Source organism: Janthinobacterium sp. RA13, assembly GCF_000745325.1.
GTDB classification, from domain to species: Bacteria; Pseudomonadota; Gammaproteobacteria; order Burkholderiales; family Burkholderiaceae_D; genus Janthinobacterium; species Janthinobacterium rivuli.
The window spans coordinates 400,717-427,413 of record NZ_JQNP01000001.1; the positions used below are offsets into that span (position 1 = coordinate 400,717).

Sequence of the window (26,697 nt, forward strand, 5' to 3'; positions counted from 1 at the left end):
TTTACTCTGCCGCCTGCCGCTGTTTGTGCAGGCGTTTCAGAAATACCGTCATTTCCTTGACGGCTTGCAAGTCGCCTTGCTGCTGGGCCACGCTCACGCCCGTGCTCCAGGCGGCTTGCGCTTCGTCCGGGCGGCCCAGCTGGTGCAAGGCCTTGCCCAGCAGTTTCCAGGCGGCGGAATAGCTGGGCTGCTGCACGGTGGCTTGCGCCAGGTGCAGGGCGGCTTGCTCGGCGTCTTGGTCTTTCAGGCAGGCATCGCCCAGGCCAAAGCGCAGCAGGGCGTTGTCGCGCCCCTGCGCCAGCAGTTTTTCCAGATTTTCACGCATGCCCGGTTCCTTAATATGCAAGTTAATTCTTGCATATTAACGCTTGAGCGCGCGGGAAACAAGCTTGTGTTCAATCCTGCACATCCACGACCAGCTTGCCGCGCGCGCTGCCGTCCATCTGCGCCACATGCGCTTCGTGTGCCGTGCGCAGGGTAAAGCGGCGTGGATCGAGCCGCACCTGCAGCTTGCCCGCCTCAATTAACTTGTTGGCTTCGCGCAAGATGGCGCCATGGCGCGCGTGGCCTTGGCCGCTCAACAGGGGCAGCAGGGTGAACACGCCCGAGTATGTTGCCGCGCGCGCCGTCAGCGGGCTCAGGGCGAACGTGCCCCAGCCCAGGCAACTGACGACGTGGCCGCCGTAGAGGCGTGCCGCCTGGAAGCTGGCGTCCAGGGTGGCGCCGCCCACCGTGTCGTAGACGATGTCGAAGCCAGCGCCGCCCGTGTGTTCGGCCACGTAATCGTCCACCGTGCTGGTCCGGTAATCGATGAAGCGGGCGCCCAGCGCCTCGATGGCGTCGCGGCTGGCGGCGCTGCCCGTGGCATACACCGTGGCGCCAAGGGCGACGGCGAGCTGCACGGCCATGTGGCCCACGCCGCCCGCGCCGCCATGCACGAGCACGCTGTCGCCGGCCTTCACGTGGGCACGATCGACCAAGCCTTCCCAGGCCGTGATGAAGACGAGGGGCAGGGCGGCCGCTACACGCATGCTCAGCCCAAGCGGCACGGGCGCCAGCAGCGCTGCGTCAAAGACGCCGTACTCGGCCAGCGAGCCCTGGACGCCGGCTATGCCGCCAGCCATGCCATACACTGTTGCGCCAACGTGAAAAGTCGTCACGCCATCGCCGACAGCCTCCACCGTGCCGGCCACGTCGATGCCGAGGATGGCGGGCAGGCGGGGCCGGGCGTGCGGGGCGGCGCCGGCGGCGATCTTCGTGTCGAGCGGATTGACGCCGCTGGCGGCGATGCGCACGAGGACTTGTCCGGGGCCAGGCTGCGGCACGGGCAGGTTTTCGATGGTCATGCGGGTGGCAAAGCTGGTGAGGACGAGGGCTTGCATGAGGTTCTCCTGTGGTTGATGCCCCCAGTCTAGGCGGGGCCGGCACAAAAAAAAATGGGGCGCGGCCCCATGCACTATTTCGATATCGTGGATAATCATAGTCAAACAGGAGGGAATGCATGGACAGGCTGGAAGCGATGCAGGTGTTTTGTGCCGTGGTCGAGGCGGGCGGTTTCAGCAAGGCGGCGCAGCGCCTGGGCATCTCGACCTCGTCCGTGACGAACCAGGTGGCGGCGCTGGAAAAACACTTCGGCGTGCGCCTCTTGCAGCGCACCACGCGCAGCATGTCGCTGACGGCCGAAGGCCGGCAATGCCATGCCCAGGCGCGCCAGATGCTGGCCGATATGGCGGCGCTGGAGTCCAGTCTTGAACAAGCGGCCGGGAAACCCTCGGGCAGCTTGCGCGTGGATATGCCCAGCAGCATCAGCCGCAACCTCGTGGCGCCCGCCTTGCCCCGCTTTACGGCCGCCTATCCCGACATTTCCCTGCGCCTGACGGTCAGCGACCGCCTGGTCGACATGGTGGAAGAGGGCATCGACGTGATGCTGCGCATCGGCGAGCCGCAGGATTCATCGCTGGTGGCGCGCAGCCTGCTGAACATGGATTATCTGTGCTGCGCCTCGCCCGCCTTTGTTGCCCGGCATGGCCTGCCGCGCACGCCGCAGGAGCTGGACCAGTTTGCCTGCCTGCATTTCCTGTATCCGAAATCGCGCCAGGTGCGGCCGTGGCTGTTCCAGGCCAAGGAGGGAGAGGCGGGGACTGCGGCATATGCGCACACGCCGCCGGCCGCCTTGTCCTTTGACCATATCGAATCGATGATCGCCGCCGCCCAGGCCGGCTGCGGCATCGTGCAGGCGTTGTCCGTTTCCGTACAGCAGCCGCTGCGTGAGGGCAGCCTCGTGCCCGTGCTGCAACCGTTCCGCACCCGGGGACCGGGCCTGTGGGCGCTGTTCCACCCGCGCCAGCTGCGCGCGGCCAAGGTGCAAGTGTTCGTGGAGTTTTTGACGCAAGTTGTCGATGAAGGCTTTAATGAGAATTGATTATCAATTATAATGCAAACCTATTGCATTGAATTGCCCATTGTCAGGAATCCCATGTCCGTGTTTTTACGCCGCCCCATGGCGCTCTTGCTGGCCGCCGCCAGCCCCCTGGCGCTGGCAGCCGACCCTGCCGCCGACCAGCCCGACGCGCAGGACGTCGTCACCGTCAAGGCCGAGCGCCAGCATTACCGCAGCCTGTCGGCCACGGGAGCCACCAAGACGGACGCCTTGCTGATGGACTTGCCGCAAAGCGTGCGCGTGCTGACCGGCGACCTGCTGCGCGACGCGGGCGTGACGACTTTGGCCGGCGCGCTGGACCTGGCCAGCGGTATTGCAAAGCAAAGTCCGCTGGGCGGCCTGTGGGACAGCTACGCCATGCGCGGCTTTACGGGCGACCCGAATTTCGGCTCCGATTACATGGTCAACGGCTTCAGTTCCAGCCGCGGCTACAACGGCATGCGCGACGGCGGCAATACGCAGGCCGTGGAAGTGCTGAAAGGCCCCGCATCGGCCCTGTACGGCCGGGGCGAACCGGGCGGTACGGTGAACATCACGACGAAAAAGCCGAAGTTCGCGCCTGAATACAGCGCCGATATGTCACTCGGCAGTTTCCAGACGCGCCGCGCCGCCGTCGATTTGACGGGACCCTTGAGCGACACCATCGCCTACCGCCTGAACGCGGCGCATGAAGAGGGGCACAGCTTCCGCGATACGGTGAAAGTCGAGCGCAGCCTGTTTTCTCCGTCCTTCCTCTGGCTGGCGGGCGAGCACACGACCGTGTCGTATGAAATCGAGGCGGTGCGGCAGCGCGCACCGTTCGACCGCGGCGTCGTCGCCGTGAATGGCAAGCTGGGGGCCGTGCCAGTGTCGCGCTTCCTGGGCGAGCCGGACGACGGCCCGATGACGGTCAAGTCGCTGGGGCAGCAGCTGTTTATCCACCACGCGCTGTCCGATGACTGGACGGTGCAGGCGGGTGCGTCCTACCGCGACAGCGAATTGAGCGGTTATTCGTCTGAGGCAAGCAAGCTGCTGGCCGATGGCCGCACCCTGAACCGCCAGCGCCGCCACCGCGATTTTTCGGCCACCGACGCGTCGGCACGCGTTGAAGTGCTGGGCAAGTTCAAAACGGGCGCGCTGGCGCACGAGGTGCTGGCCGGCGTCGACGCCTATCACTTCGATGACCATCGGGTGCAGCTGCGCCGCAATCCCTCGGCCGCGAATGCCTATGCCATCGATATTTTTAATCCCGTGTATGGCGCCAAGGCCGCTCCGCTGGCCCTGTCCATCGACACGCAGGAAGGACAAAAGGCGCGTGGACTGTATGCGCAGGACCAGGTCGACCTGGGCGCGCAATGGAAGGCGCTGGTCGGCGTGCGCCACGATACGTACACGCAGGACGTGACGAACAATCGCCTGAACGTGAGCAACCGCCAGTCGCTGTCGGCCACCAGCCCCCGCGCGGGCCTCGTCTACCAGCCGACGAAAGCGTGGTCGCTGTATGCGAGCGCGGCCAAGGGCTTTCGGCCCAACAGCGGCATCAGCATCGCCAACCAGGCTTTCCCGGCCGAGCGCAGCCGCTCGTATGAGCTGGGCGCCAAGCTGGAAACGGGCAAGCTGACGGGCACCGTGGCCGTGTACGACATCCGCAAGAGCAATGTGCTGACGACCAATCCCGCCAACACGGACTTCGCCATCGCGGCGGGCGAGGTGGGTAGCCGGGGACTGGAACTCGACGTGTCGGGCGAACTGGCGCGCGGCTTGCGCGTCTCGGGCGCCTATGCCTACACCAACGCCACCGTTACGCGCGGCGACAATACGATCGTGACGGGCAGCCGCTTCGCCAACGTGCCGCGCCACAGCGCCAACCTGCTGGCAACCCAGCAATTCGCGCTGGGTACGGGCACGGCCAGCGTGGGCGGCGGCGTGCAATATGTGGGCGAGCGCCTGGGCGACGTCGCCGTCAGCAGCAGCTTTACCCTGCCGGCCTATACGACGGCCAAGCTGCTGGCGTCGTATTCTCCCAACGCCAAACTGCGCCTGGCCCTGAACGTGGAAAACCTGTTTAACCGCAGTTACTATGCGAGTTCGTATAGCCAGCTGTGGGTGGCGCCGGGGGCGGAGCGTGCGGTGACTTTGAATGCGCATTACAGGTTTTGATGTGTTCATCCAGTTTTCCCGCTGGAATAAACAAACTTTACCTGCCGCGGTATTGTTTAGAACCAGCAGCATAAAGCCGGGGTCAGACCCGACGGGTCTGACCCCAGATTTTTGCCTGTGTTGCAAGTAACGTCAGCGAAACGCCAATGCACCAACACACAAACGCACCAATACATAAACATAAACTGATGACTGTTTCCACATCCCTAAATTCCCCCGCCACCCTGCGCACCCGCATCGCCGTCATCGACGTCATGCGCGGCCTCGTCATGCTGATCATGCTGTTCGACCATGTGCGCGAAACGGTGTTTTTGCACCACCAGGTGGGCGACCCCATGGATGCTGCCCACGTCGACCCGGCACTATTCTTCACGCGCCTGGCCGCCCACGTGTGCGCGCCCATGTTTGTCTTTTTGACGGGCTTGTCCGCCTGGCTGTACGCGCATCCGGTCGCCGGTCCGCGCAGTGCCAGCGGCTTTTTGTTCAAGCGGGGCTTGCTGCTGGTGGTGCTGGAACTGGTATTCGTCAACTTTGCCTGGATGGGCACTTTCACGCCGGCGATCCTGTATCTGCAGGTGATCTGGGTCATCGGCCTGGCCATGATGGCGCTGGCCGTGCTGCACAAGTTGCCGTTGAAAGTGCTGGTCGTGCTGGGCGTGGCGATTATCGCCGGCCAGCATTTGTTTACCTGGCTGCACGCGGAAGAGGGCAGCCTTGGCTACTATCTGCTGACGGTGTTGCTGCAACGCGGTTATCTGGTGGCTGATGGCGCCATGAAAATCAAGGTCAGCTATCCGCTGCTGCCGTGGATAGGCGTGATCGTGCTCGGCTATGCGGCCGGGCCCCTGTATGCGCGCGGGGTGTCCGCCGAAGGACGTCGGCGCCTGCTGCTGGCGCTGGGCGGTGGCAGCTTGCTGCTGCTGGCCGTGCTGCGCGGTTTCAATCTCTATGGCGAAACCCTGCCGTGGGTGGCCGGCGACACGGCCTTGCGCACGGCGATGAGCGTGCTGAACTTCACCAAGTATCCGCCCTCGCTGGATTTCCTGCTGTTCACCCTGGGCCTGGGCTTGCTGGGCATGGCCTGGTTGGAAAGCGTCGATAACTGGTTTACGCGGGCCTGCGCCACCTTTGGCGGCGCGCCCATGTTCTACTATTTGCTGCATTTGTACCTGCTGCTGGCCATCGGCATCACCTTGACTGCCGTGCTGGGCGCCAATTACGGCACCCGCTATGGCGTCGAGCACATTTGGCAAGTGTGGCTGATCGCGCTGGCCCTGATGCCCGTGCTGTATTTCCCTTGCCGCGCGTTTGCCAATTACAAGCGCACGTCGAAGCAGGCCTGGGTGCGCTACTTCTGAGCTCGCCTACTTGCAGTACAGCCTGTCGATGCTATGCGCCGACGCCAGGTAATGCCGCGTCTGCCAACCGATGGCCACCCGGTAGGCGCACGGCGGATCGAGCGCCACGTTGACGGGGAAGCCGCCATTGTTGCCCGATAAATGAGGCCCGCCCGCGCCGCCACGGAACAGATAGTTGCTGGACGGTGGCGGCGGCGTGAAGCTGGCGGCCGGCAGCGGTGGCGGCGGGTGCGTAATGCCGTTGTTGTTGGAAATCGTGATATTGAAAAAGCGCAGATGCGGGTGATCGATGGTGTACAGGATATGCACGAGGCCGCCCGCGATGGGATTGCAGGCATTGCTGCGCAGCTCTTCCAGATCCAGCGCCACGATGACGGGCGAGTTGTCGAAGACGATGGAATCGAGCCCGTCCGTGGCCACCAGCGCCAGGCTGATGCCGTCGCGCACCTCGAAGCCCAGGCGGTAGCGGCGTATCGGCTCGCTCTCGGCCGCGCTCAAGCTGCGGCCCGCGTCGAGGATGGGCAAGCCGCCCGGCAGCTTGGCCGGATGCAGGCTGGTGATGGCCGGTGTATTCACGGTCAGCAAGTCAAACGTGCGCAGGAAAATGTTGGGCGCCACATTGACGACGGCCGTCGTGCCGTCGCGCATGTCCACGGTGACGGGCTTGCCATCGACCCGTATCCAGCCGCCCGGTTTCAAATCGCCCGCGTCGATGATGACGGGCGCCGAATCGCCGAGGCCCAGTCCATTCGTATAAAACACATAGCCGACGTGCGTGCCGAGCACTTGCGTCACCGGCGCCAGGCTGGCGGGCGCCACCGGGGGGATGGCCGTCGGGTCGTCGCTGCCGCCGGGCCAGGTCCATTCACCGATGAGAAAGCGGTATTCGAGCGGGTTGGCGGGAATGGCGCTGTTGCGCAGCGGGCAATTGCCCTTCAGGTTGACGCCGCCGGCGAATACATACGAGGCGCCGGGGCCGCCCGCGTAGCCTTGCGCGGAAAAGCCGGCCAGCGAGGGGAATGGGTGGATGTCGAAGATTTCCACCTGCTGCCAGTGGGGCACGCCTTCCACGTCGGGCGGCAAGACTTCTTTCGAGCACAGTTCGACGCAGAAACAGTGGCCCACGTTTTCGCGCCCCGGCTGGCGCCCGTTGGCCTGGGTTTCCGACAGGATGGGCACGCTGCCCAGCTGCGCCGTGAAATATACGTCGGGGCCGCTGGCGAACTCCACGTTGATGAACGGAGAGAAGGGCGTCAAGGTGAAGTCCGACGTCAGGTAATCGATGCGGAAGCGCCCGCTGGCGTCCGTGACGGCATCGCCCAGCGGGTCGTCCTGCAGCCAGTCGGCGTCGAACGCGCGCACGGTGGCGCCGGCGATCGGCGCTTGCGGCGCATCGCACGTGCGCAGCCGGCCGCAAATGGTCCAGGCACCGAAGCGGGCGCGCACCAGGCACCAGAAACGTTGCGGCAGGCAATAGTCCCAGACGGCGAGGAAATCATTGTCGGCCTGGCGCCAGCGGGGCTGGATGGTGGTGATGGAAAACTGCAGCGGCACCGGATCTTTCGGCCCAGGCCTCAAGCGCGGTACCGTGGGGCACAGCACATCCACCTCGACAGCCTCGCCTTGGTAATCGTCGTCCAAAGTGAAACTGTAATTGCCGTCGTCATCAGTGCGTGCTTCGGCCAGCAGGAACGGCGCCTTTGCCTGCACCTCTTCGTCGGTGAGGATGGCGAAGGTTTCCTTGGCACTGGCCATGGCCAGTGCCGTGACATTTTGCGACTCGCGCGTCCGGTACAGGCGCACGATGACGTGGGATAAGGCTTCAGGACACTCGGCACAGATCAGGCCGCACAGCTTGCCCCGCAGGATGTAGGCCATGATGGCTCCCTTGCTGATGTGGACGGCGCGCCGCTCGGAATGGCGGCGCTGTTACCAAGCTAGCAAATGAATGGCCGATGGACTTGATCTGGATTAAAGGCGGGCCAGCTATTTAATCAGTGCCAGCACTTCGCGGAAACGCGGATGCTTGCAGTCGCGCAACCATTCAAAGGCCAGCATCTCCACCGTCACCAGATGGGCGCCGAGCTTGCCCAGGCGGGCCAGCGCCGCGTCGCGGCTGGCGGCCTGGCGCGACCCGACGGCATCGATGGCGATGATGACCTCGTAGCCCAGTTCCAGCAAGCCGATGGCCGTCTGCAGCATGCACACATGGGCTTCGCACCCGGTGACGACGATCTGTTTGCGCCCTGGCGGCAGCATCTCCTGCAAGCCATCAAAACAGGCGCCGAAATGCGTCTTGTGCAAGGTCCGTTCGCACAGGGCGGCGATCTCTTCCACGTTCGGCCCAAGCCCTTGCCGGTTCTGTTCCGTGCCCAGCACGGGCACGTCGAGCAGGCGGGCAATCTTTGCCAGGCGCAGGTTTTGCGCCAGCACCAGGCCGGCATCGTGGATGGCCGGCATCAAGCGGCCTTGCAGGTCGACAATGACCAGAACAGCCTGGTTTGCATCCATCAGCATGGCATTCTCCTGAAACACCTGCCAAAACCTACTGCGCGTCGGTAGTCGCGGCCTGCGATGCTCACTGTACCTTCGTACAGTTGCGCGTCTCGACCACAACTCCCTTCCGCTCGCTACGGTTTTTTCAGGCGTTGTTAGTAATTAATATGTGGCGACAGTGTAGCGCGCCGCAGCGTGCTCAAGCTGGCCAGCTGGGCACGGCCGTTTCGCCCATCAGGTAGGCGTGATTCAATTCGATGGCGCTGCGCAGGTAGTTCCACAGGGCGCTGACCCGGGCGATATTGCGCCGTTCGCTCGGTGAAATCATCCAGAAAGCGCGCAGCAGGTCGATCTCGCCGTCGAGCACGGGCACCAGTTCGTTCGACTGCTGCGCCACGAAGCAGGGCAAAATTGCCAGCGCCTGGCCCGCGCGCGCCGCGTGGTACTGGGCGATCACGCTGGTGCTGCGAAAGGCGCGCAGGGAATCGGGCGCCACGTTGTCCATGTAGCGCAGTTCCGAACTGAAGACCAGATCGTCCACATAGCCGATGATCGGGTGCTGCGCCAGTTGCGCCACGCTGGTGATCGGTGCGTGGCGCGCCAGGTAGGCCGGCGTGGCGTACAGTTTCAGCCGGTAGTCGGACAGCTTCGTCACCACGTACGGGCCGGACAGGGGGCGCTCGATGGAAATGGCCACGTCCGCCTCGCGCTTGGACAGGCTGACGAAGCGGGGCACGGCGATCAGGTCCACGCTGATGTGCGGGTAGCGGCCGCAAAACTGCGCCAGGTGGGGCGCCAGCACGATGGCGCCGAAGCCCTCGGTGGCGCCCAGGCGCACCTGGCCCGACAGCAGCCGGTTATGTTCGCCCAGTTCTTCGGTGGCGGCAAACACCGTGCTTTCCATGGTTTCCGCGTATTCCATCAGGCGGTGGCCTTCGGGCGTCAGCTGGTAGCCCACGTAGTTGCGGTCGAACAGCTGCGTGCCCACCTGCTCCTCGAACTTGCGCATGCGCCGCGACACGGTGGAATGGTCGATGCCCAGCTTTTTCGCCGCATCGACGAGGCCGGCGCTGCGCGTCAGTTCCAGGAAGACCCGTACATTGTCCCAATCGAGCATGGCTGATCCTCTCTGTGCATTTTTGCAAAGGAATTATGCATTAATTTCACTTGAGCGCATATTTTTACACATGCAGAATGCAGATATACATATAAGAAAAACCCTCACCCCTCAGGAGACACGCATGAAAAAAACCGTTCTGGCCATGGGCGCGCTGGCGCTCACCCTGTCCTTTGGCGCGCAGGCGCAGATTTCCGATGGCGTCGTCAAGGTCGGCATCCTGACCGACATGTCCGGCCCCTATTCGGCCATGGGCGGGCGCGGCTCCGTCGTCGCCAGCCAGATGGCCGTCGAGGATTGTCTGAAGGCCGAATGCAAGGGCATGAAGATCGAAATCGTCTCGGCCGACCACTTGAACAAGGCCGACATCGCCGCCTCCAAGGCGCGCGAATGGATAGACCGCGACAAGGTCGACGCCATCGCCGACCTGACCAATTCCTCGGTGGCCCTGTCCGTGCAAAAGCTGATGAAAGAGAAGGGCGGCATCGCCATGTTCAGCGGCCCGGCCACGGGACGGTTGACGAATGAAGACTGCTCGCCGAACGGCTTCCACTGGATGTTCGACACGTATTCGCAGGCGGCCGGCACGGCGGCGGCATTGACGAAACTGGGACAAAAGTCGTGGTACTTCGTCACCGTCGATTACGCGTTCGGCCACTCGCTGGAAAAAGACGCCAGTGACGTCGTCAAGCGCAATGGCGGCACGGTGCTGGGCGCCGTGCGCCATCCATTGAACGCCTCGGATTTCTCGTCCTTCCTGGTGCAGGCGCAAGGCTCGAAAGCGCAGGTGATCGGCCTGGCCAATGGTGGGGCGGACACCGTCTCCGCCATCAAGCAGGCGCGCGAATTTCGCATCGGCAGCGGCAAGGACCAGCGCCTGGCCGCCTTGCTCGTGTTCCTCTCCGACGTGCACGCGCTGGGCCTGGAAACGGCACAGGGCCTGGTCTACGCGGACGGTTTTTACTGGGATTACGATGAGCGCAGCCGTGCATTCGCCAAGCGTTTCGAGGTGCTCAACAAGGGCGCCAAGCCGACCATGGTGCAGGCGGGCGTGTATTCCAGCGTCTACCACTACCTGAAATCGGTGGCGGCCGCGAAGAGCGACGATTCGAAAATCGTCGCCCAGAAAATGCGCGAACTGCCGATCAAGGACGCCGTCATGAACAACGCCTCGATCCGCCCCGACGGCCGCGTGATCCACGACATGTATCTGGTACAGGTGAAAACCCCGGCCGAATCGAAGGGCGCGTGGGATTACCTGAAAGTGCTGTCGACCATTCCCGCCGACCAGGCGTTCAAGACTATGGATGCGGCGGCGTGCAACCTCGTTAAAAAATAATTCCGGGGTCAGACCCGTCGGGTCTGACCCCAGCTTTACGCCGTTGGGTTTAGCTGAAAAAACATCGAAATCACGGAGTACGCCATGAATCGCCCCCTCACCCAAATCCCCGCCATCCCCCTGCACATAGCCGGCAAGCACCACTCTTCGACCAGCACCGAATGGCGCGATGTCATCAACCCGGCCACGCAGGAAATCGTCGCCAAGGTGCCGTTTTCCACGCCCGACGAAGTCAACCTGGCCGTCGCCACGGCCAAGGAAGCGTTTAAAACCTGGCGGAATACCCCGCTGGCCGCGCGCATGCGCATTATGCTCAAGTACCAGCACCTGATCCGCGAAAACATCGGTGCCCTGGCCGAACTGATCACGCGCGAGCATGGCAAGACCCTGCCCGACGCGGAAGGGGAGGTGATGCGCGGCCTGGAAGTGGTGGAACACGCGTGCTCGATCGCCACCCTGCAGCTGGGCGAGATCGCGGAAAACGCGGCCACCGGCGTCGATGTCTACAATATCTACCAGCCGCTGGGCGTGGGCGCCGGCATCACGGCCTTCAACTTCCCCGTCATGCTGCCGTGCTTCATGTTCCCGATCGCCATCGCCTGCGGCAATACGTTTGTGCTGAAACCGTCGGAGCAAGACCCGTCCTCGTCGATGTACCTGGTCGAACTGATGTACCAGGCGGGCTTGCCGGCCGGCGTACTGAACGTCGTGCACGGCGGCGCCGACGTCGTCAACATGCTGTGCGACCATCCCGACATCAAGGCCGTCTCCTTCATCGGTTCCACCCACGTGGGCACGCATGTGTACCGCCGCGCCAGCGAATCGGGCAAGCGCGCGCAATCGATGATGGGCGCGAAAAACCATTGCGTCGTGCTGGCCGACGCCAACAAGGAGCAGGCGATCAATAACCTGATCGGCGCGGCGTTCGGCGCGGCCGGCCAGCGCTGCATGGCCAATTCCGTCGTGGTGCTGGTGGGCGAAGCGCGCTCCTGGCTGCCGGAAATCGTCGCCCGTTCGCAAGCGCTGAAAGTGGGGCCGGGCAGCGACCGCACGGCCGACCTGGGTCCGATGGTCTCGAAAGCGGCCATGCAGCGGGCGGAAAAACTGATACAGGCGGGTGTGGACGAAGGCGCGCAGCTGCTGCTCGATGGCCGTGGCCACAAGGTGGCCGGTTACGAGGGCGGCAACTTCATGGGGCCGACGATTTTCTCGAAGGTGGCAGCCTCGAACTCCGTCTACACGCAGGAAATCTTCGGCCCCGCCATGTGCGTGGTCGAGACGGACACGCTGGACCAGGCCATCGCCTTCATCAACGCCAACCCGAACGGCAACGGCACGTCGATCTTCACCTCCTCCGGCTGGGCGGGGCGCAAATTCCAGAACGAGATCGACGTGGGCCAGGTGGGCATCAACGTGGCCATCCCCGTGCCCGTCGCGTATTTCAGTTTTACAGGGTCGCGCGCGTCGAAGCTGGGCGATCTGGGTCCGAACGGCAAGCAAGCCTTGTACTTCTGGACGCAGACCAAGACCGTCACGGCGCGCTGGTTCGCCCCGGACGATGGCGGCAGCGGGGTCAATACCACCATCTCGATGAAATAAGGGGCTGCCATGGCGACCAATATCGTTTTCATCGGCCTGGGGAACATGGGCTTGCCCATGGCGCAAAACCTCGTGCGGGCCGGCCATGCCGTGACGGGTTTTGACCTGGTGCCCGCCAGCGTGCGGCAGTTCGCCGACGGCGGCGGCCTGGTGTCCGATGACCAGGCGGCGGCGATTCAGGCGGCCGACATCGTCATCACCATGCTGCCGGCCAGCCGGCATGTTCTCGGCGCATACCTTGGAGACGCGGGCATTCTGGCGCAGGCGCGGCCCGGCACTCTGCTGATCGACTGTTCGACGATTTCCACCGAGGCGGCGCGCCAGGTGGGCCGCGCGGCGCAGGAGAAGGGCTTGCCCATGCTGGACGCGCCCGTTTCCGGCGGCACGGCGGGCGCCACCAACGGCACCCTGACCTTCATGGTGGGCGGCGAAGAATCCGCGCTGGCGGCGGCGCGGCCTTATCTGGACGTCATGGGCAAGGCGGTTTTCCACGCGGGCGGCTCGGGCTGCGGCCAGACGGTCAAGATCTGCAACAACATGCTGCTGGGGATACTGATGATCGGCACCAGCGAAGCGATCCGCCTGGGCGTGGCCAATGGCCTGGACCCGAAGGTGGTGTCGGACGTGATGGCGAAAAGCTCGGGTCGCAACTGGACCCTGGACGTGTACAACCCGTGTCCCGGCGTGGCCGAAAACGTGCCCGCATCGCGCGGCTATACGGGCGGCTTTGGCGTCGATTTGATGCTGAAAGACCTGGGGCTGGCCGTGGAAAGCGCGCTGGCCAGCGGAGCGAGTGTGCCGCTGGGCGCCTTGTCGCGCAATTTGTATAGTTTGCACAGCAAGGCGGGATCTGGCGCGCTGGACTTTTCCAGCATTTATCAGCTATTGGGTGATAAAACTTAAGGCTGTTGCGCCTGCAGGGCCGCCAGGTCCGCCCTGGCTTTTTCCAGCTTGCCTTCCAGCTTGGCGATCTTCTTCGGCTGTTTATTCGCTTCCTGGGCCAGGCGCAGCGAACGCTCCGTCTGGTTGACCTTCGCCTGCGCCTTCAGCACCTTCTTGTTGTGGCGTTCGACCAGGGTGTTGTCGCGGCAGTGGGCATTGACTTCGTCAAGCGCGCGCGTGAGGCCCGCGACCTTGTCGGCCAAGCCCTGTTCCTGCGCCAGGCGCAATTCGCTGCGGATGTTTTCGCGCTTGGCGGCGCAGCCGGCCAGCTGGGTGTCTGCGGCGCTGGCGCCCACGGAGGCCGCGGCGAGCAGCAGGGTCAAGGCGGTGGTGGCGAGGCGGTTCATGGCGTTCCTGTATAAGTGATAAGCTCGTGCAATGTAAGCCCGCCGGGATGCCCTGTCAAACTTCGCCTGCAGTGCGCGCCTGTCTGGCCGGCCATCGGCTACCATGCGTGTTTTCTTCCTCCCGATACCACCGCATGCCCAAGAAATTACTCTGTCTGCTGCCTTTTCTGCTGCCGCTGCCCGTCCTGGCGCAAACTTCGCCCACCTTGCTCGATCTGCAGCTGCTCGCCATCAAGGCACGGGCCGATGTGACTACCCATAGCCCGGAAAGCATCGCTGAATTTGCCGAGACCCGGCGGCTGGCGGAAACGGGCGACGTGGAGGCGCAGCTGGACCTGGCGCGCATGCTGCAGCTGGGCGTGGGCGCGCCGCAAGATATGGCGCAGTCGATGGCCTGGATACGCAAGTCGGCCGAGGGCGGCTATGCGCCGGCGCAAGCGGCTTTGGGCCTGGCCTATTCTGTCGGTGGCAAGGTGCCCGTCGATCGCGTGCAGGGTGAATACTGGCTGCGCAAGGGCGCGGCGCAGGGCGACGCACAGGCGCAAACCATCCTGGCGCTGGAATTCATCGATGGCCGCAGCAGTACCGAAGAGCAGGCGCTGGCCATCACCTGGCTGAAGGCGGCGGCGAACGAGCAGCACTTTGTGCCGGCCTACAATGCGCTGGGCGAGCACCTGATGCGCGCCGCCACCGATGAGCAGGACCGCGGCGAGGCTTTCCACTGGTTTGACCGATCAGCGCGTGAAAAGGAGCCGGCCGGCATGCGCAACCTGGCCCGCGCACATGAACTGGGCCTGGGCGTGAAACAGTCCGACAAGCTGGCCCTGCTCTGGTACGAACGGGCGGGATGGAGCGGCGACGTGCCCGCCATGCGGCGCATGGTCGACGTGTACGTCAAGGGCGAGCTGGGACAACAGGCGAATGTAAAAGACGCCGCCGAGTGGCGCGCAGAACTGGCCGAGAAGGAAAAGCAATGAAGACCATGCTGCTTGTATTCAATCTGGCGCTGGTGCAGCCCGTCCTGGCGCAGCAGATACCCGCCAAAGCACCGCGCCAGCATCCGGCGCTGGCCGAATTCGACACGCACGGCCTCGATGACATGCGCGCAAAGGTGCAGGCCGTGATCAACCGCCCGGCCGACCTGTCGCCGGACAAGGTCGCCGCCTTCGACAAGACGCGCGCCGCTGCGGAAGGGGGCGACACCGCCGCCCAGCTGGAGCTGGCGCAGATGCTGCATCAGGGCGAGGGCACGCCGCGCAACCTTGACGCCGGTCTGGCGTGGATGAAGAAATCGGCCGAAGGCGGCTACGGCCCGGCGCAGGCTTTCCTAGGTGTGGCCTATATCCTGGGCCAGGGCATGGCCATCGACCGCAAGCTGGGCGAATTCTGGTCGCGCAAGGGCGCCGCGCAAGGCGTGGAACTGGCCAACTTCACCGTGGCCCAGCACTTTGAAAACATCCACAGCAGCCCGGAAGAGCAGGCGCATGCGCTGCACTGGCTGAAGTTTTACGCCGAGAATGGCTTCATCCCCGCCTACAATGAAATCGGCTATCGGCTGATGATGACGGCCAAGGACGAGGCGCAGCGCAAGGAGGCGTTCGGCTGGTACATGAAGTCGGCCAAGGCGCTCGATCCGTCGGGCTTGAACAATGTCGCGTATTCATATGAAGTGGGGCAGGGCGTGCCGCGGAGCGACGAGGCGGCCCTGGGCTGGTATGAAATGGCGGCCATCGCCAAAAGTCCGCCGGGCCAGACGGGTTTCGCGCGGCTGCTGGAGCAGGGCCGCGGCGGGCCGACCCGGCAAGGGCCGGCTCCTGAACCGTTCGCGTTGTATCTGCTGGCGGCAAAGCAGGGCGACGTGGAGGCCATCGAACGGCTGGTCAAGGTGTACGACAAGGGCGAGCTGGGACAGGCTGCCGACCCCGCGCAGGCCGCACTGTGGCGTGAAAAGCTCAGGCTGGCCAAGACGCCTTGAGCGGGCATGACGGCGCGGAAACGGCATGCTATCATCATTGTTATCGATAACAATATCATGAGAGACCGATGAATCCCGATTTCCGCTCCAAGGCGATGCTCGAAGCGCATATCCTGCACACGATGCACTTTTATCACCCGCGCGCCATTGACCCCAGCGGCGGCTTTTATCACTTCTTCCTCGACGATGGCACGGTGTACGACGCCAGCACGCGCCACCTGGTCAGCAGCACGCGCTTCATCTTCAATTACGCCATGGCGTACCGCCGTTTCGGCGGCGACGATTACCAGGCGGCCGTGCGCCACGGCGTGGCCTTCTTGCGCGACGCGCACCGCGACCCGGCCACGGGCGGTTACGCCTGGCAACTGTCGTGGAAAGATGGCGTCAAGCAGGTGGAAGACGGCGCCAACCACTGCTACGGCCTCGCTTTCGTGCTGCTGGCGTATGCCCACGCCTTGCAGGCGGGCTTGCCGGAAGCGCGCGCCTATCTGGACGAAACGTTTGAGCTGATGGAGCAGCGTTTCTGGCTGCCCGAACACGGCCTGTACGCGGACGTGGCCAGCGCCGACTGGTCTACTTTGGATGGTTACCGTGGCCAGAACGCCAACATGCATGCGTGCGAAGCGATGCTGGCCGCGTTCGAAGCGACGGGCGAGGCGCGCTATCTGCACCGCGCCGAGACGCTGGCGCACAATATCACGGTGCGCCAGGCGGGCCTGGCAAACGGCATGATCTGGGAACACTACACGCCCGATTGGGCTATCGACTGGGATTACAACCTGCACGACAAGAGCAATATCTTCCGCCCGTGGGGCTACCAGCCCGGCCACTTCACGGAGTGGGCCAAGCTGCTGCTGATCATGGAGCGCCACAGCCGGTTCATGGCCGGTCCGTCCGACTGGCTGCTGCCGCGCGCGCGCGAACTGTACGACACGGCCCTGGCCAAGGCCTGGGACGGCGCGCATGGCGGCATCCATTACGGCTTCGGCCCGCAAGATGAAATCTGCGACGGCGACAAATACTTCTGGGTGCAGGCGGAAAGCTTCGCCGCGGCCGCCGTGCTGGCCGCGCGCACCGGGGACGAGGCCTACTGGCAAAGCTATGACAAGATCTGGGACTACAGCTGGCAGCACTTCGTCGACCATGAACACGGCGCCTGGTACCGCATTCTGACGCCCGAGAATGGCAAGATCAGCAAGGAGAAAAGCCCGGCCGGCAAGACCGATTACCACACCATGGGCGCCTGCCATGAAGTGCTGAACGCGATTGGCGGTGCGGCATGAGCACCTCTTTTCCAACTTTTGTGTCGGCCGGCGAAGCGCTGACGGACATGTTGCGCACGGGTGCGGATTCCTGGAGCAGCCAGGTGGGCGGTTCGACCTGGAACGTGGCGCGCGTGATGGCGCGCCTGGGCGTGCCCAGCGCCTTTGCGGGCGCCGTCAGCCTCGACGTCTTTGGCGACGCGCTGGCCGCTGCCACCGACGTGGCGGGCCTGGACATGCGCTTTTTGCAGCGCCATGCGAAGTCGCCGCTGCTGGCCATCGTGCATGAACTGCATCCGCCCACGTATTACTTCATCGGCGACGACAGCGCCGACCTGCATTTCGACGCGGCGCGCTTGCCGGCCGGCTGGATGCAGGGCGCGCAATGGGTGCATTTCGGCGGCATCAGCCTGGCGCGCGAACCGCTGGCGGGCAAGCTGGTGGCGCTGGCGCAGGAACTCAAGGCGGCTGGCGTGAAAATCAGCTACGACCCGAATTTCCGCATCATGATGGATGAACGCTACGACACTACCCTGCGCCGCATGACGCAGCTGGCCGACGTGATCAAGGTGTCCGATGAAGACCTGGCGGGCCTGTTCCGCCACGACGACATCGATGGCGCGTTTGCCATGCTGCGCAGCTGGAATCCGCACGCCACGTATTTATATACGCGCGGCGCACAGGGCGCGGCCCTGTACCAGGGCGAACGGACATGGCAGGCGGCGCCGCCCGTCATCGAGGTGGTCGACTCGGTGGGTGCGGGCGACGCCAGCATCGGCGGCCTGCTGTACAGCCTGATGTACCGGCCCGACGCCGATGGCGGCCAGCACTTGCGCTTTGCCGTCGCGGCGGGCGCGGGCGCCTGCCTGGCGGCCGGCGGCGCGCCACCTTCGGTGGAACTGGTGGAATCGCTGGAGGCACGCACGGTCGTCAGTTAAGTCCGACCAGGCCTGATCTGCATCAACAAGGTAGGCACCTTTACGTTTGGCCTACCTTGTCGTAAGCAATGCTCCTACATGGCTACCGCATGGTGCTGTCTAGAATGGGGACTTCATGTGTACAACTGGAGACAACATCATGGCCACCCAATCACCTCAGGCAGCTTCCGTTTCCCAAACCCAGGCCGGCATGCCGGACATGGACGCGATCGAGCTGCTGACGCAAGACCATCAAACTGTGAAAGAACTGTTCGAACAGTATGAGGGCCTCAGCGACCGTTCGCTGGCCAGCAAGCGCAAGCTGGCCCTGAAAATCTGTGAGGAACTGAGCAAGCATGCGATGGTGGAAGAAGAAATTTTCTATCCCGCCGTGCGCGACGCCAGCCGCTCGAATGAAGACTTGATCGATGAAGCCGTCGTCGAGCATGCTTCGGCAAAGGAGCTGATCGCGCAAATCGTTGCCATGGCGCCCGGCGAAGACTTGTACGACGCCAAGGTCAAGGTTTTGTCAGAGCAAATCAATCACCACGTGCTGGAAGAAGAGGGCGAGATTTTCCCGTGTGCGCGCGACGCGGAACTCGACCTGCAAGCCATGGCCAGCCAGATCGCGGCGCGCAAGGCTGAAATCGAACTGCCCGACATGCAGGCTTGAGCGTCATGCACGCGCGCGGCTAGCGTGCGCGTCCCGTCGACGCCCGTTCCATCAGGGTGAACGCCATCAGATGATGCGTGGCGGGCGACGTTTCTCCTGTGCGGCGCTGGCGGATTTCGTCGATGACGAGATTGACGGCGGCGCGCGCCATGTCGGCGATGGGCTGGTGGATGGTGGTCAGTTCGGGCCAGACGGTGGTGGCGACGGGCGTGTCGTCGAAGCCGCACACGCTCAATTCCGCTGGCACCTGCAAGCCCATGCCGTGCGCCACGGCCAGGGTGGCGGCGGCCATGTCGTCGTTGCTGGCGAAGATGGCGCTCGGGTGCGGTGCTTGCGCCAGCAGTTGGCGCGCCGCGTCGAGTCCCGAGCGATACGTAAAGTAGCCTTGCGCCACCCTGTGCGGGGCTACCTGCAAGCCCGCTTCCCGCATGGCGTCCTCGAAGGCCTGGCGGCGCAGCAGGGCGGGCGTGTGCGCCGGGTCGCCTTCGATGAAGCCGATGTCGCGGTGGCCCAGTGCGATCAAATGGCGCGTCATGGCCAGCGCCCCTTCGTAGTCGTCGATGCGCACGGCCGAGACGCCGGGCGAGGGACGCGCCGTGGCCACGGCGATGGCGGGGATGCCCATCTGGTTCAGCTGCGCCAGCACTTCTGGCGAATCGCACAGGGGCGGCGGCACGAGGATGCCGTCCACGCCGGCCGCCACCAGGCAATCGATGCCGGCGCGCTGGCTGTCGATGTCTTCGCAGCGTTCGAGCAGCAACTGGCCGCCGCCCTGGCGGCATTGATCCATGGCGCCGACGAGAAATTCGCTGAGAAAGGCTGCGCTCGGGTTACTGTACAACAGGCCGATGCGCAGGGTGCCCGTGCGGGCCGCCCTGGCCGCCAGGTTGGGCTGGTAGCGCAGGCTGGTGATCGCCGCCTCGACCTTGTCGCGCGTGGCCGCGCTGACGCTGGTGCGCCCATTGATCACGCGCGATACCGTCATGGCCGAGACGCCGGCCACGCGCGCCACGTCATGCACGGTGGCGCCGCTGGACGTATCGGGGGCGGCGTGCGCCGCCTTATTCGAGGTGGCCACCGAATTTCAGCTTGCCGCTGATGCGCATGCCGTGCAATTGACCCTCTTCCAGTTCGGCGGCGCTGGTGCGCTGCGCCGTGTCGCGCCGCGCCAGTCCCACCGACAGGATATCGAGCATCATCAGCTGCAGCAGGCGCACGATCATGGGCACGAAATTGAGGTTGCCTTCCGGGTGGTTCAGGGTCAGCAGCACGTCGGCCAGCTTGGCCAGCGGCGAACCGCTGGCCGTAATCGCCAGCACGCGCGCGCCGCAGCCTTGCGCCACCTTGACGGTGCGCAGCAGGTCGGGCAGGGCGCCCGAGCGGGAAATGACCAGCGCGACATCGCCCGGCTTGAGCATGGCGGCGCTCATTTCCTGCGCTTGCGGGTCGGCAAAGAAGCTGCTGACGATGCCCAGGTTGAGCAGCTTGTGCTGCATGTCGTCGGCCACCACGCGGGCGCTGCCCACGGCCAGCAGTTCCACGCGCTGTGCGCCGCGCAGCAGCTCGATGGCGGCCGTCAGCGCTTTCACGTCGAGCATGTCGCGCATGGCCAGCGCGGCCGAAGCGTTATTGCCCAGCACCTTGCGCGCCAGTTCCGCGTCGGAATCCGAGATTTCCACATGGCAGTGCGCCACGGTGATGGCGCCGCCCGTCAGTCCCGACGCCAGCTTGAGTTTGAAGTCGGCCAGGCCCTGCACGCCGACCGAGCGGCAAAAGCGCATGACGGTCGGCTGGCTGACGCCAACCCGCTGGGCGATTTCGGCGATCGGCAGGGTCAGCATGGCGTTCGGCTCTTTCAAGACCCAGTCGGCCACCTTGCATTCCGATGGGCTCATGCGGCCGCGCGCCTGGCGCACGGATTCGAGCATGGGAGCGCCGGTATGGGCGCGTTTGAGCTTTTGCGCCAGGATGGCGGCGATGCCGAGGAAAGTGGGCAGTTCGGCCGTGATCAGGAAGGTGGGGATCTGCGCCAGGTATTCGTTCAGGCGGCCCTTTTGCTCGAAGCGGGCGCGGAACTGCGACTGTTCGAACAGGGGGCCCAGGCGCGGCACGATGCCCCCGCCTATATAGATGCCGCCCAGCGCGCCCAGGGTCATGGCCACGTTGCCGGCGATGGAGCCGAGGATGGCGCAGAAGCAGTCCACCGCTTCGAGGCATACGTCGCATTCATTGTTCAGCGCGCGGCTGGTGATGTCGGCCGCCAGCAGCGGCGGCGCATCGGGCATGCCGGCGCGCTCGGACAGGGCGCGGTAGATCAGTTCCAGCCCGCGTCCGGAGGCGAGGCGTTCGGCCGAGACGTGCGACAGTTCGCGCCAGGCGAAGGACAGCACGTCCATCTCGCGCTGGTCGCACGGCGCGAAGCTGACGTGGCCCCCTTCGCTGCCCAGCGCGATCCAGCGGTCTTCGGCGGGGATCATGCCCGACACGCCCAGGCCCGTGCCCGAGCCGAGCAGGCCGATGACGCTGTCGGCGCGCGCCATGCCGCCGCCGATCTGCAGGCGCTGGTCGGGCCGCAGGTAGGGCAGGGCCATGGCCAGCGCCGTGAAGTCGTTTACCACGAGCAGGGTGTCGAGGCCCAGCGTGGCGCGCATGGCTTCGATCGAGAAGAACCAGTGATGGTTCATCATGCGGATATTGTCGTCGTCGATGGGATTGGCGATGGCGATGGCCGCATGGCGCACGCGCGCCGAACCGGCGGCGCGCGCCTCGCTGCTGTCCATATAGGCGGTGATGGCGTCGAGCAGCGATGCGTAGTCGTCGCAGGGCAGCACGGCCACCGCTTCCAGGTGGCCCTGGCGCGTTTCGAGCACGAAGCGGGCATTGGTGCCGCCGATGTCGGCCAGCAGGCGCGGCCCTTCACTGAAGCGCTCCGCCGGATCGCTGCCTGCTACTTCCATTTTTTCATCAATTTTCATGGCGGTGCCCAGTCTCGTATGCGTGCGCTGTCTTGGCGGCGCACTGTCGTTATGGCAAAAACCAAGGATTTTAATTCGTATACGTGCCGCGTGCCGAAAAATGCGGGGCGCCTGCGCAAATGCTTGCCCGCAGTGCTGGAAACGGATGGCGCCAGCGGGAAAAACAGGGCAGTCAACTCGCCTGTCGGTACGCAAATAAAGTGTCGCAGAGTAGTCGTAGGATTACAACATAATATGTTGATATTTGTTCGTAGTATAGTTACTATGTCTCTGCTGGAAAGAATTCTGGCCAGTACATTCGGCCACGAATGACTAGATAAAAAATAACTACTGAGGAGACTTACCATGCTGCATCGCAACATGTTGAAGGCCGTGTTGAAGACACTGCCAGCTGCCATCGTCTTAGCCATCGCCAGCGGTTCCGCTGCCGCCGATCCAATGTACCCATCCGACGCCGAAGGCTTCCACGGCTACCTGCGCGCTGGCGCCGGCAGCAATACCTCGGGCGACGGCGGTTCGCAAGGCTGCTTCGGCCTGGGTGGCAATACCATGAAATACCGTCTGGGCAATGAGTGCGACGCCTACACGGAATTCGGCTACACCAAGTCCGTTGCCCAGTCCGGCGGCGTGAACTATCTGGCCACCATCTGGGTCAACGCCTACGCGCCAAACTCGGATTTCGGCAGCAACAAGCTGGGCATCGTCAAGGCCTATGTCGAAGCGCAGGGACTCGATTTCCTGAACGGCGGCACGGCCTGGATCGGTAAACGCTTCTACTACCGTCCTGACATCCACATGCTGGACTTGCAGTACATCAACATGAACGGCACGGGCGCCGGCCTGGACCGCATTCCTGCTGGTCCGGGTAAATTCTCGTATGCCTTCTTCAAGGACAACGATGTCAACAAGCGCGACGATAACGGCGCCATCCTCGGCACCACCTCGGCCGTGCGCCAGAACTTCATCTACGGTGAAATTCCCGTCAATGAAAACGGCACCCTGGATCTGGCCGCGACCTACATCATCGGCGAAGGCAAGGACAACGACTTCTACGGCAAGAAGCATAACGGCTGGCAGTTGTCGGCATTCCACCGCCAGGCGAAAGTGTTCGGCGGCGGCAATACCTTCGGCGTGCAGTACGGCGTCGGCCCTGGCACCGGCACGGGCGCGCAGTTCGGCGCTTCGGGCGACACCACTTTCGGTTCGGACGTGAAACGCACGCGCATCTTCAATGACATGGCGATCCAGCCGATGGCCAACTTCGGCATGGAATTTGTCGCCTTGTGGCAAAAAGACGAATCGAACGCCAAGGGTTCGTCGACCTGGACCTCGGTCGGCGTGCGTCCCGTGTACGCGTTCACCAACAACTTCAAGCTGGTGGGCGAACTGGGCACGGATCGCGTGACGCAATCGGGCGGCCAGCCAGCCAAGCGTTTGACCAAGCTGACCATTGCACCGACGATCTCCGCCGGTCCTGGCCTGTGGTCGCGTCCTGAACTGCGCGCTTTTGTTACCTACGGCAAATGGAACGATGCGGCCACCGCCTCGGTCAACGCGTCGAACAACGGCGGCCCGATCTACAACAACAATACCAGCGGCACTTCGTACGGCTTCCAAGTCGAAACCTGGTTCTAAACACAGAACCAAACCTGCTGCGCGGCGCGCTTTGCGGCCTGCGATGCTCACCGTGCTCCAGCACGGCTGCGCTTCTCGGCCACAAATCACTGCCGCTCGCGACGGTTTTGTTCAGTGTTGATGTTTGTAAGTGCAGATCAACCTGGCGCATCCTTCGCGGATGCGTTTTTGGCGCCGTCCCGTGATATAAATACAGTGTACGCATGTCATGGATCACGGCGCCGTCTTTACACCAAGATGATGCCCGTTTGCAAGCGGGTCTGAGCACAAGAGCGCCGGTACAGGCGCAGATTTCACCTTTTTCGGCCCCCGTATGCCGAAGCCCCCTAAAAGCTTGATCAAAAAAGGAATGTGGAGATGAAACTGAAATTCAAGATTACCCAACTGGCCGCATTGACCACCCTGGCATTCGCTGGCAGCGCGTTTGCGACCGACGTGGAAGTGTTGCACTACTGGACCTCCGGCGGTGAAGCGAAGTCCGTGGGTCAGTTGCAGCAAATCGTGAAAGAAAGCGGCTTCGGCTGGAAAGACTTCGCCGTGGCCGGTGGCGCTGGCGAAAACGCCGCGACCGCGCTGAAAACCCGCGTCATTTCCGGCAATCCGCCGACGGCCGCCCAGATCAAGGGCCCATCGATCCAGGAGTGGGGCGCTGAAGGCGTGCTGGCCAATATCGATGATGCCGCCATTCCAGGCAAATGGGATGCCGTGCTGCCAAAAGTCGTCGCCGACATCATGAAATACAAAGGCCACTATGTTGCCGCTCCCGTCAACGTTCATCGCGTCAACTGGATGTGGGTCAATCCGGAAGTGCTGAAAAAAGCCGGCGTGGCCACCACCCCGACCACCTGGGATGCGTTCTTCGACGCGGCCGAGAAGATCAAGAAATCGGGCGGCATCGCGATCGCCCACGGCGGCCAGCCTTGGCAGGACGCCACCGTGTTTGAATCCGTCGCGCTGGGCGTGGGCGGCACGGAGTTCTACAAGAAAGCCATCCTCAAGCTGGACCAGAAGGAATTGACCGGCCCGACCATGCTCAAGGTGTTCGACACCCTGGGCAAGGTGAAGACCTACATCGACAAGGATGCGGCAGGCCGCGACTGGAATCTGGCGACCGCCATGGTCATCAACAACAAGGCCGGCTTCCAGTTCATGGGCGACTGGGCCAAGGGCGAGTTCACGGCTGCTGGCAAAGTGCCGGGCAAGGATTACCTGTGCGTGGCTGCGCCTGGCACGGACAAGGCCTACACCTTCAACATCGATTCGTTTGCCATGTTCACGCAAAAGGATGCGAATGCGAAGAAAGGGCAGATCGCCCTGGCCAACGCCATCATGAATCCGAAGTTCCAGTCGATCTTCAATCTGAACAAGGGTTCCATCCCTGTGCGTTCCGGCGTATCGAAGGACAAGTTTGACGCTTGCGCCCTGAAATCGATGGAAGACATGGACGCCACCAACAAGACCGGCGGCCTGGTGCCATCGTTCGCCCACGGCATGGCGCTGCCATCGGCCACGCAAGGCGCCGTGACCGACGTCATTGCCAAGTTCATGAACACCAACATGAGCTCGAAAGACGCGGTTGCAGCCCTGGCCAAAGCGGCAAAAGTGAAGTAATCACGACGGCGCCGGCACGCTCGCCGGCGCCCGCTGCATTGCATGCATCGCAGGCGTCCGCCCTGGCTTCGACCAGGCCGGCGCCACACGCAGTTCTCTCTACGGCTCTCCTATGTCCATACGCAAGCAATTCGACCGATGGATACCGCAGATGGTGTTGGGCCCCACGCTCATCGCCAGCCTGGTATTCGTCTATGGTTTTATCTTTTTGACCGGTTGGCTGTCGCTGACCGAATCGCGGCTGATGCCGAACTACGAGTTCGCCGGCCTGGTGCAATACTACGAGCTGTTCGACAACGAGCGCTGGTGGACCTCGCTCAAGAACCTCGGCATCTTCGGTGTCCTGTTCATCGGTTGCAGCATCGCCATCGGCCTGTTCCTGGCCATCCTGCTGGACCAGAAAATCCGCGCCGAAGGCGCGCTGCGCGCCATTTACCTGTATCCGATGGCGCTGTCCTTCATCGTCACCGGCACGGCCTGGAAATGGATGCTCAATCCCAGCCTGGGCCTGGAAAAAGTCATGCACGACTGGGGCTGGACCTCGTTTACCTTCGACTGGCTGGTGAACTCCGACATGGCCATCTACACGGTGGTGATCGCCGGCGTATGGCAGTCGTCGGGCTTTGTCATGGCCCTGTTCCTGGCCGGCCTGCGCGGCATCGATGACGAAATCATCAAGGCGGCGCAAGTCGACGGCGCATCGCTGCCGACGATCTACTGGCGCATCGTGATTCCCGCCATGCGTCCCGTGTTCTTCAGCGTGCTGCTGATCCTCGCGCATATCGCCATCAAGAGCTTCGACCTGGTCATCGCACTGACGGCTGGCGGCCCTGGCAATTCGTCGTCCGTGCCGGCCATCTTCATGTACCAGTTTTCCTTCACCCGCGGCCAGCTGGGCCTGGGCTCGGCATCGGCAATGATGATGCTGGCCACCATCGTGGCCGTGCTCGTGCCGCTGATGTACCTGGAAACGCGCAGCGCAAAGGCGATGAGATGACACACACACCTACACGTAACAACAAACTCACCCTGGGACGGGTGGTGCTATACCTGCTGCTGATCCTGTTCGCGGTGTATTACATCGTGCCCCTGTACGTGACCCTGTCGACGTCGTTCAAGTCGCTCGACGAGATCCGCAGCGGCAACCTGCTGGCCTTGCCGCACGTGTGGCAGTTCGACTCCTGGTCCAAGGCCTGGTCTTCGGCCTGCACGGGCGTCACCTGCGACGGCATGCAGCCGTTCTTCTGGAACTCGATCAAGATGGTGATTCCCGCCGTGCTGATCTCGACCTTCCTGGGCGCCTTCAACGGCTATGTGTTCGCGCACTGGCGCTTCCGCGGTTCGGAAATCCTGTTTGCCGCCTTGCTGGTGGGCTGCTTCATTCCCTTCCAGGTGGTGATCCTGCCGATGGCGCGCCTGCTGGGCGAATTCGGCCTGGCCAATACCACCACGGGCCTCGTCTTCGTGCACGTGGTGTATGGCACGGCGTTCACGACCCTGTTCTTCCGTAACTACTATATCGGTGTGCCGGAAGAACTGATCAAGGCGGCACGGATCGACGGCGCCGGCTTCTTCCTGATCTTCCGCAAGATCGTGCTGCCGATTTCGGGTCCGATTTTCGTCGTCTGCATCATCTGGCAATTCACGCAGATATGGAACGACTTCCTGTTCGGCATCGTCTTCGCCAGCGGCGATTCGCAGCCGATCACGGTGGGTTTGAACAACCTGGTCAACACGTCCACGGGCGTGAAGGAATACAACGTCAACATGGCGGCCGCGGTGATTGCCGCGCTGCCGACCCTGCTGGTCTATCTGGTCGCAGGTCGCTATTTTGTGCGCGGTCTGACCGCAGGCGCAGTCAAAGGTTAAGGA

General features: G+C 63.5%; 23 protein-coding genes. 15 read left to right on the forward strand and 8 right to left on the reverse strand.

The window, feature by feature from the left end; all coding sequences use genetic code 11:
- Position 1: 1 nt before the first annotated feature.
- Entirely contained in the window at positions 2-325 is a 324-nt protein-coding gene (locus tag FG13_RS01780) for a tetratricopeptide repeat protein (protein ID WP_035817848.1), read from the reverse strand.
- Between the two features lie 70 nt (positions 326-395).
- A complete protein-coding gene (locus FG13_RS01785; protein ID WP_035817849.1) occupies positions 396-1,382 on the reverse strand; it encodes a zinc-dependent alcohol dehydrogenase family protein in 987 nt (328 codons plus the stop codon).
- A 119-nt stretch (positions 1,383-1,501) separates the two neighbouring features.
- Between FG13_RS01785 and FG13_RS01790 the strand changes: the two genes are divergently transcribed.
- The 3 genes from FG13_RS01790 (at position 1,502) to FG13_RS01800 (ending at position 5,937) form a co-directional block, all read left to right on the forward strand.
- Complete coding sequence (locus FG13_RS01790; RefSeq protein ID WP_035817851.1) at positions 1,502-2,422, forward strand: LysR family transcriptional regulator; 921 nt, start codon at positions 1,502-1,504, stop codon at positions 2,420-2,422.
- A 54-nt stretch (positions 2,423-2,476) separates the two neighbouring features.
- Positions 2,477-4,579 (forward strand): TonB-dependent siderophore receptor, encoded by a 2,103-nt coding sequence (locus FG13_RS01795; protein ID WP_035817853.1) that lies wholly within the window; start codon positions 2,477-2,479, stop codon positions 4,577-4,579.
- Positions 4,580-4,767: 188 nt separating this feature from the next.
- Positions 4,768-5,937 carry a DUF1624 domain-containing protein gene (locus FG13_RS01800; RefSeq protein ID WP_081922377.1) on the forward strand — a complete coding sequence of 390 codons (1,170 nt, stop codon included), beginning with the start codon at positions 4,768-4,770 and terminating at the stop codon, positions 5,935-5,937.
- A gap of 6 nt (positions 5,938-5,943) precedes the next feature.
- Here FG13_RS01800 and FG13_RS01805 read toward each other — a convergent pair whose 3' ends face one another.
- The 3 genes from FG13_RS01805 to FG13_RS01815 form a co-directional block, all read right to left on the reverse strand.
- Positions 5,944-7,815, reverse strand: a complete 1,872-nt coding sequence (locus tag FG13_RS01805) for a hypothetical protein (protein ID WP_035817856.1) — start codon at positions 7,813-7,815, stop codon at positions 5,944-5,946.
- 108 nt (positions 7,816-7,923) lie between these two features.
- On the reverse strand, positions 7,924-8,454 hold the full coding sequence (locus tag FG13_RS01810; RefSeq protein WP_035817858.1) for an isochorismatase family protein: 531 nt from the start codon (positions 8,452-8,454) through the stop codon (positions 7,924-7,926).
- Between the two features lie 178 nt (positions 8,455-8,632).
- Complete coding sequence (locus FG13_RS01815; RefSeq protein ID WP_035817861.1) at positions 8,633-9,550, reverse strand: LysR family transcriptional regulator; 918 nt, start codon at positions 9,548-9,550, stop codon at positions 8,633-8,635.
- Positions 9,551-9,674: 124 nt separating this feature from the next.
- Here FG13_RS01815 and FG13_RS01820 point away from each other — a divergent pair, with 124 nt between their 5' ends.
- The 3 genes from FG13_RS01820 (at position 9,675) to mmsB (ending at position 13,391) form a co-directional block, all read left to right on the forward strand.
- Positions 9,675-10,889 (forward strand): ABC transporter substrate-binding protein, encoded by a 1,215-nt coding sequence (locus tag FG13_RS01820; RefSeq protein WP_035817863.1) that lies wholly within the window; start codon positions 9,675-9,677, stop codon positions 10,887-10,889.
- 84 nt (positions 10,890-10,973) lie between these two features.
- Entirely contained in the window at positions 10,974-12,488 is a 1,515-nt protein-coding gene (locus FG13_RS01825; RefSeq protein WP_035817865.1) for a CoA-acylating methylmalonate-semialdehyde dehydrogenase, read from the forward strand.
- A 9-nt stretch (positions 12,489-12,497) separates the two neighbouring features.
- Positions 12,498-13,391, forward strand: coding sequence for a 3-hydroxyisobutyrate dehydrogenase (gene mmsB / locus FG13_RS01830; RefSeq protein ID WP_035817866.1), 894 nt, complete (start codon positions 12,498-12,500; stop codon positions 13,389-13,391).
- On the opposite strand, the gene FG13_RS01835 is transcribed toward mmsB, so the two are convergent.
- Positions 13,388-13,777, reverse strand: coding sequence for a DUF1090 family protein (locus FG13_RS01835; protein ID WP_035817868.1), 390 nt, complete (start codon positions 13,775-13,777; stop codon positions 13,388-13,390). The genes mmsB and FG13_RS01835 overlap by 4 nt on opposite strands.
- A 134-nt stretch (positions 13,778-13,911) precedes the next feature.
- On the opposite strand from FG13_RS01835, the gene FG13_RS28670 reads away from it, so the two are divergent.
- The 5 genes from FG13_RS28670 (at position 13,912) to FG13_RS01860 (ending at position 18,604) form a co-directional block, all read left to right on the forward strand.
- The gene (locus FG13_RS28670; protein ID WP_051958370.1) at positions 13,912-14,754 is read left to right on the forward strand and encodes a tetratricopeptide repeat protein; all 843 of its coding nucleotides are present in this window, start codon (positions 13,912-13,914) and stop codon (positions 14,752-14,754) included.
- Entirely contained in the window at positions 14,751-15,752 is a 1,002-nt protein-coding gene (locus FG13_RS01845; RefSeq protein ID WP_035817871.1) for a tetratricopeptide repeat protein, read from the forward strand. Before FG13_RS28670 ends, FG13_RS01845 begins: the two co-directional genes overlap by 4 nt.
- Before the next feature lie 68 nt (positions 15,753-15,820).
- Complete coding sequence (locus tag FG13_RS01850; RefSeq protein WP_035817874.1) at positions 15,821-17,035, forward strand: AGE family epimerase/isomerase; 1,215 nt, start codon at positions 15,821-15,823, stop codon at positions 17,033-17,035.
- On the forward strand, positions 17,032-17,952 hold the full coding sequence (locus tag FG13_RS01855; RefSeq protein WP_035817877.1) for a carbohydrate kinase family protein: 921 nt from the start codon (positions 17,032-17,034) through the stop codon (positions 17,950-17,952). The genes FG13_RS01850 and FG13_RS01855 overlap by 4 nt, the downstream gene beginning before the upstream one ends.
- A gap of 199 nt (positions 17,953-18,151) precedes the next feature.
- The gene (locus FG13_RS01860; RefSeq protein WP_035826858.1) at positions 18,152-18,604 is read left to right on the forward strand and encodes a hemerythrin domain-containing protein; all 453 of its coding nucleotides are present in this window, start codon (positions 18,152-18,154) and stop codon (positions 18,602-18,604) included.
- Between the two features lie 19 nt (positions 18,605-18,623).
- Here the strand turns inward: FG13_RS01860 and FG13_RS01865 are convergent, their stop codons facing one another.
- Complete coding sequence (locus FG13_RS01865; protein ID WP_081922381.1) at positions 18,624-19,682, reverse strand: LacI family DNA-binding transcriptional regulator; 1,059 nt, start codon at positions 19,680-19,682, stop codon at positions 18,624-18,626.
- Positions 19,666-21,579: a glucokinase gene (locus tag FG13_RS01870; RefSeq protein ID WP_035817879.1), complete on the reverse strand. Its 1,914-nt coding sequence runs from the start codon at positions 21,577-21,579 to the stop codon at positions 19,666-19,668. The genes FG13_RS01865 and FG13_RS01870 overlap by 17 nt, the downstream gene beginning before the upstream one ends.
- Positions 21,580-21,924: 345 nt before the next feature.
- Between FG13_RS01870 and FG13_RS01875 the strand changes: the two genes are divergently transcribed.
- The 4 genes from FG13_RS01875 to FG13_RS01890 all read left to right on the forward strand — a co-directional run bounded on the left by FG13_RS01875 (position 21,925) and on the right by FG13_RS01890 (position 26,694).
- Complete coding sequence (locus FG13_RS01875) at positions 21,925-23,214, forward strand: maltoporin (RefSeq protein ID WP_081922382.1); 1,290 nt, start codon at positions 21,925-21,927, stop codon at positions 23,212-23,214.
- 357 nt (positions 23,215-23,571) lie between these two features.
- Positions 23,572-24,825, forward strand: coding sequence for an ABC transporter substrate-binding protein (locus FG13_RS01880; protein WP_035817882.1), 1,254 nt, complete (start codon positions 23,572-23,574; stop codon positions 24,823-24,825).
- Between the two features lie 112 nt (positions 24,826-24,937).
- Positions 24,938-25,822 (forward strand): carbohydrate ABC transporter permease, encoded by an 885-nt coding sequence (locus tag FG13_RS01885; RefSeq protein ID WP_034777935.1) that lies wholly within the window; start codon positions 24,938-24,940, stop codon positions 25,820-25,822.
- On the forward strand, positions 25,819-26,694 hold the full coding sequence (locus FG13_RS01890; RefSeq protein WP_034757607.1) for a carbohydrate ABC transporter permease: 876 nt from the start codon (positions 25,819-25,821) through the stop codon (positions 26,692-26,694). Before FG13_RS01885 ends, FG13_RS01890 begins: the two co-directional genes overlap by 4 nt.
- Positions 26,695-26,697 lie beyond the last annotated feature (3 nt).

Coding starts and splice junctions, on each gene's coding strand:
- FG13_RS01835 (WP_035817868.1), bottom strand. CDS start 13,777: ATGAACCGCCTCGCCACCACCGCCTTGACCCTGCTGCTCGCCGCGGCC.
- FG13_RS01880 (WP_035817882.1), top strand. CDS start 23,572: ATGAAACTGAAATTCAAGATTACCCAACTGGCCGCATTGACCACCCTG.
- FG13_RS01885 (WP_034777935.1), top strand. CDS start 24,938: ATGTCCATACGCAAGCAATTCGACCGATGGATACCGCAGATGGTGTTG.
- mmsB (WP_035817866.1), top strand. CDS start 12,498: ATGGCGACCAATATCGTTTTCATCGGCCTGGGGAACATGGGCTTGCCC.
- FG13_RS01790 (WP_035817851.1), top strand. CDS start 1,502: ATGGACAGGCTGGAAGCGATGCAGGTGTTTTGTGCCGTGGTCGAGGCG.
- FG13_RS01805 (WP_035817856.1), bottom strand. CDS start 7,815: ATGGCCTACATCCTGCGGGGCAAGCTGTGCGGCCTGATCTGTGCCGAG.
- FG13_RS01875 (WP_081922382.1), top strand. CDS start 21,925: ATGCTGCATCGCAACATGTTGAAGGCCGTGTTGAAGACACTGCCAGCT.
- FG13_RS01890 (WP_034757607.1), top strand. CDS start 25,819: ATGACACACACACCTACACGTAACAACAAACTCACCCTGGGACGGGTG.
- FG13_RS01855 (WP_035817877.1), top strand. CDS start 17,032: ATGAGCACCTCTTTTCCAACTTTTGTGTCGGCCGGCGAAGCGCTGACG.
- FG13_RS01820 (WP_035817863.1), top strand. CDS start 9,675: ATGAAAAAAACCGTTCTGGCCATGGGCGCGCTGGCGCTCACCCTGTCC.
- FG13_RS01860 (WP_035826858.1), top strand. CDS start 18,152: ATGGACGCGATCGAGCTGCTGACGCAAGACCATCAAACTGTGAAAGAA.
- FG13_RS01850 (WP_035817874.1), top strand. CDS start 15,821: ATGAATCCCGATTTCCGCTCCAAGGCGATGCTCGAAGCGCATATCCTG.
- FG13_RS01795 (WP_035817853.1), top strand. CDS start 2,477: ATGTCCGTGTTTTTACGCCGCCCCATGGCGCTCTTGCTGGCCGCCGCC.
- FG13_RS01800 (WP_081922377.1), top strand. CDS start 4,768: ATGACTGTTTCCACATCCCTAAATTCCCCCGCCACCCTGCGCACCCGC.
- FG13_RS01785 (WP_035817849.1), bottom strand. CDS start 1,382: ATGCAAGCCCTCGTCCTCACCAGCTTTGCCACCCGCATGACCATCGAA.
- FG13_RS01810 (WP_035817858.1), bottom strand. CDS start 8,454: ATGCTGATGGATGCAAACCAGGCTGTTCTGGTCATTGTCGACCTGCAA.
- FG13_RS01815 (WP_035817861.1), bottom strand. CDS start 9,550: ATGCTCGATTGGGACAATGTACGGGTCTTCCTGGAACTGACGCGCAGC.
- FG13_RS01870 (WP_035817879.1), bottom strand. CDS start 21,579: ATGAAAATTGATGAAAAAATGGAAGTAGCAGGCAGCGATCCGGCGGAG.
- FG13_RS28670 (WP_051958370.1), top strand. CDS start 13,912: ATGCCCAAGAAATTACTCTGTCTGCTGCCTTTTCTGCTGCCGCTGCCC.
- FG13_RS01780 (WP_035817848.1), bottom strand. CDS start 325: ATGCGTGAAAATCTGGAAAAACTGCTGGCGCAGGGGCGCGACAACGCC.
- FG13_RS01825 (WP_035817865.1), top strand. CDS start 10,974: ATGAATCGCCCCCTCACCCAAATCCCCGCCATCCCCCTGCACATAGCC.
- FG13_RS01845 (WP_035817871.1), top strand. CDS start 14,751: ATGAAGACCATGCTGCTTGTATTCAATCTGGCGCTGGTGCAGCCCGTC.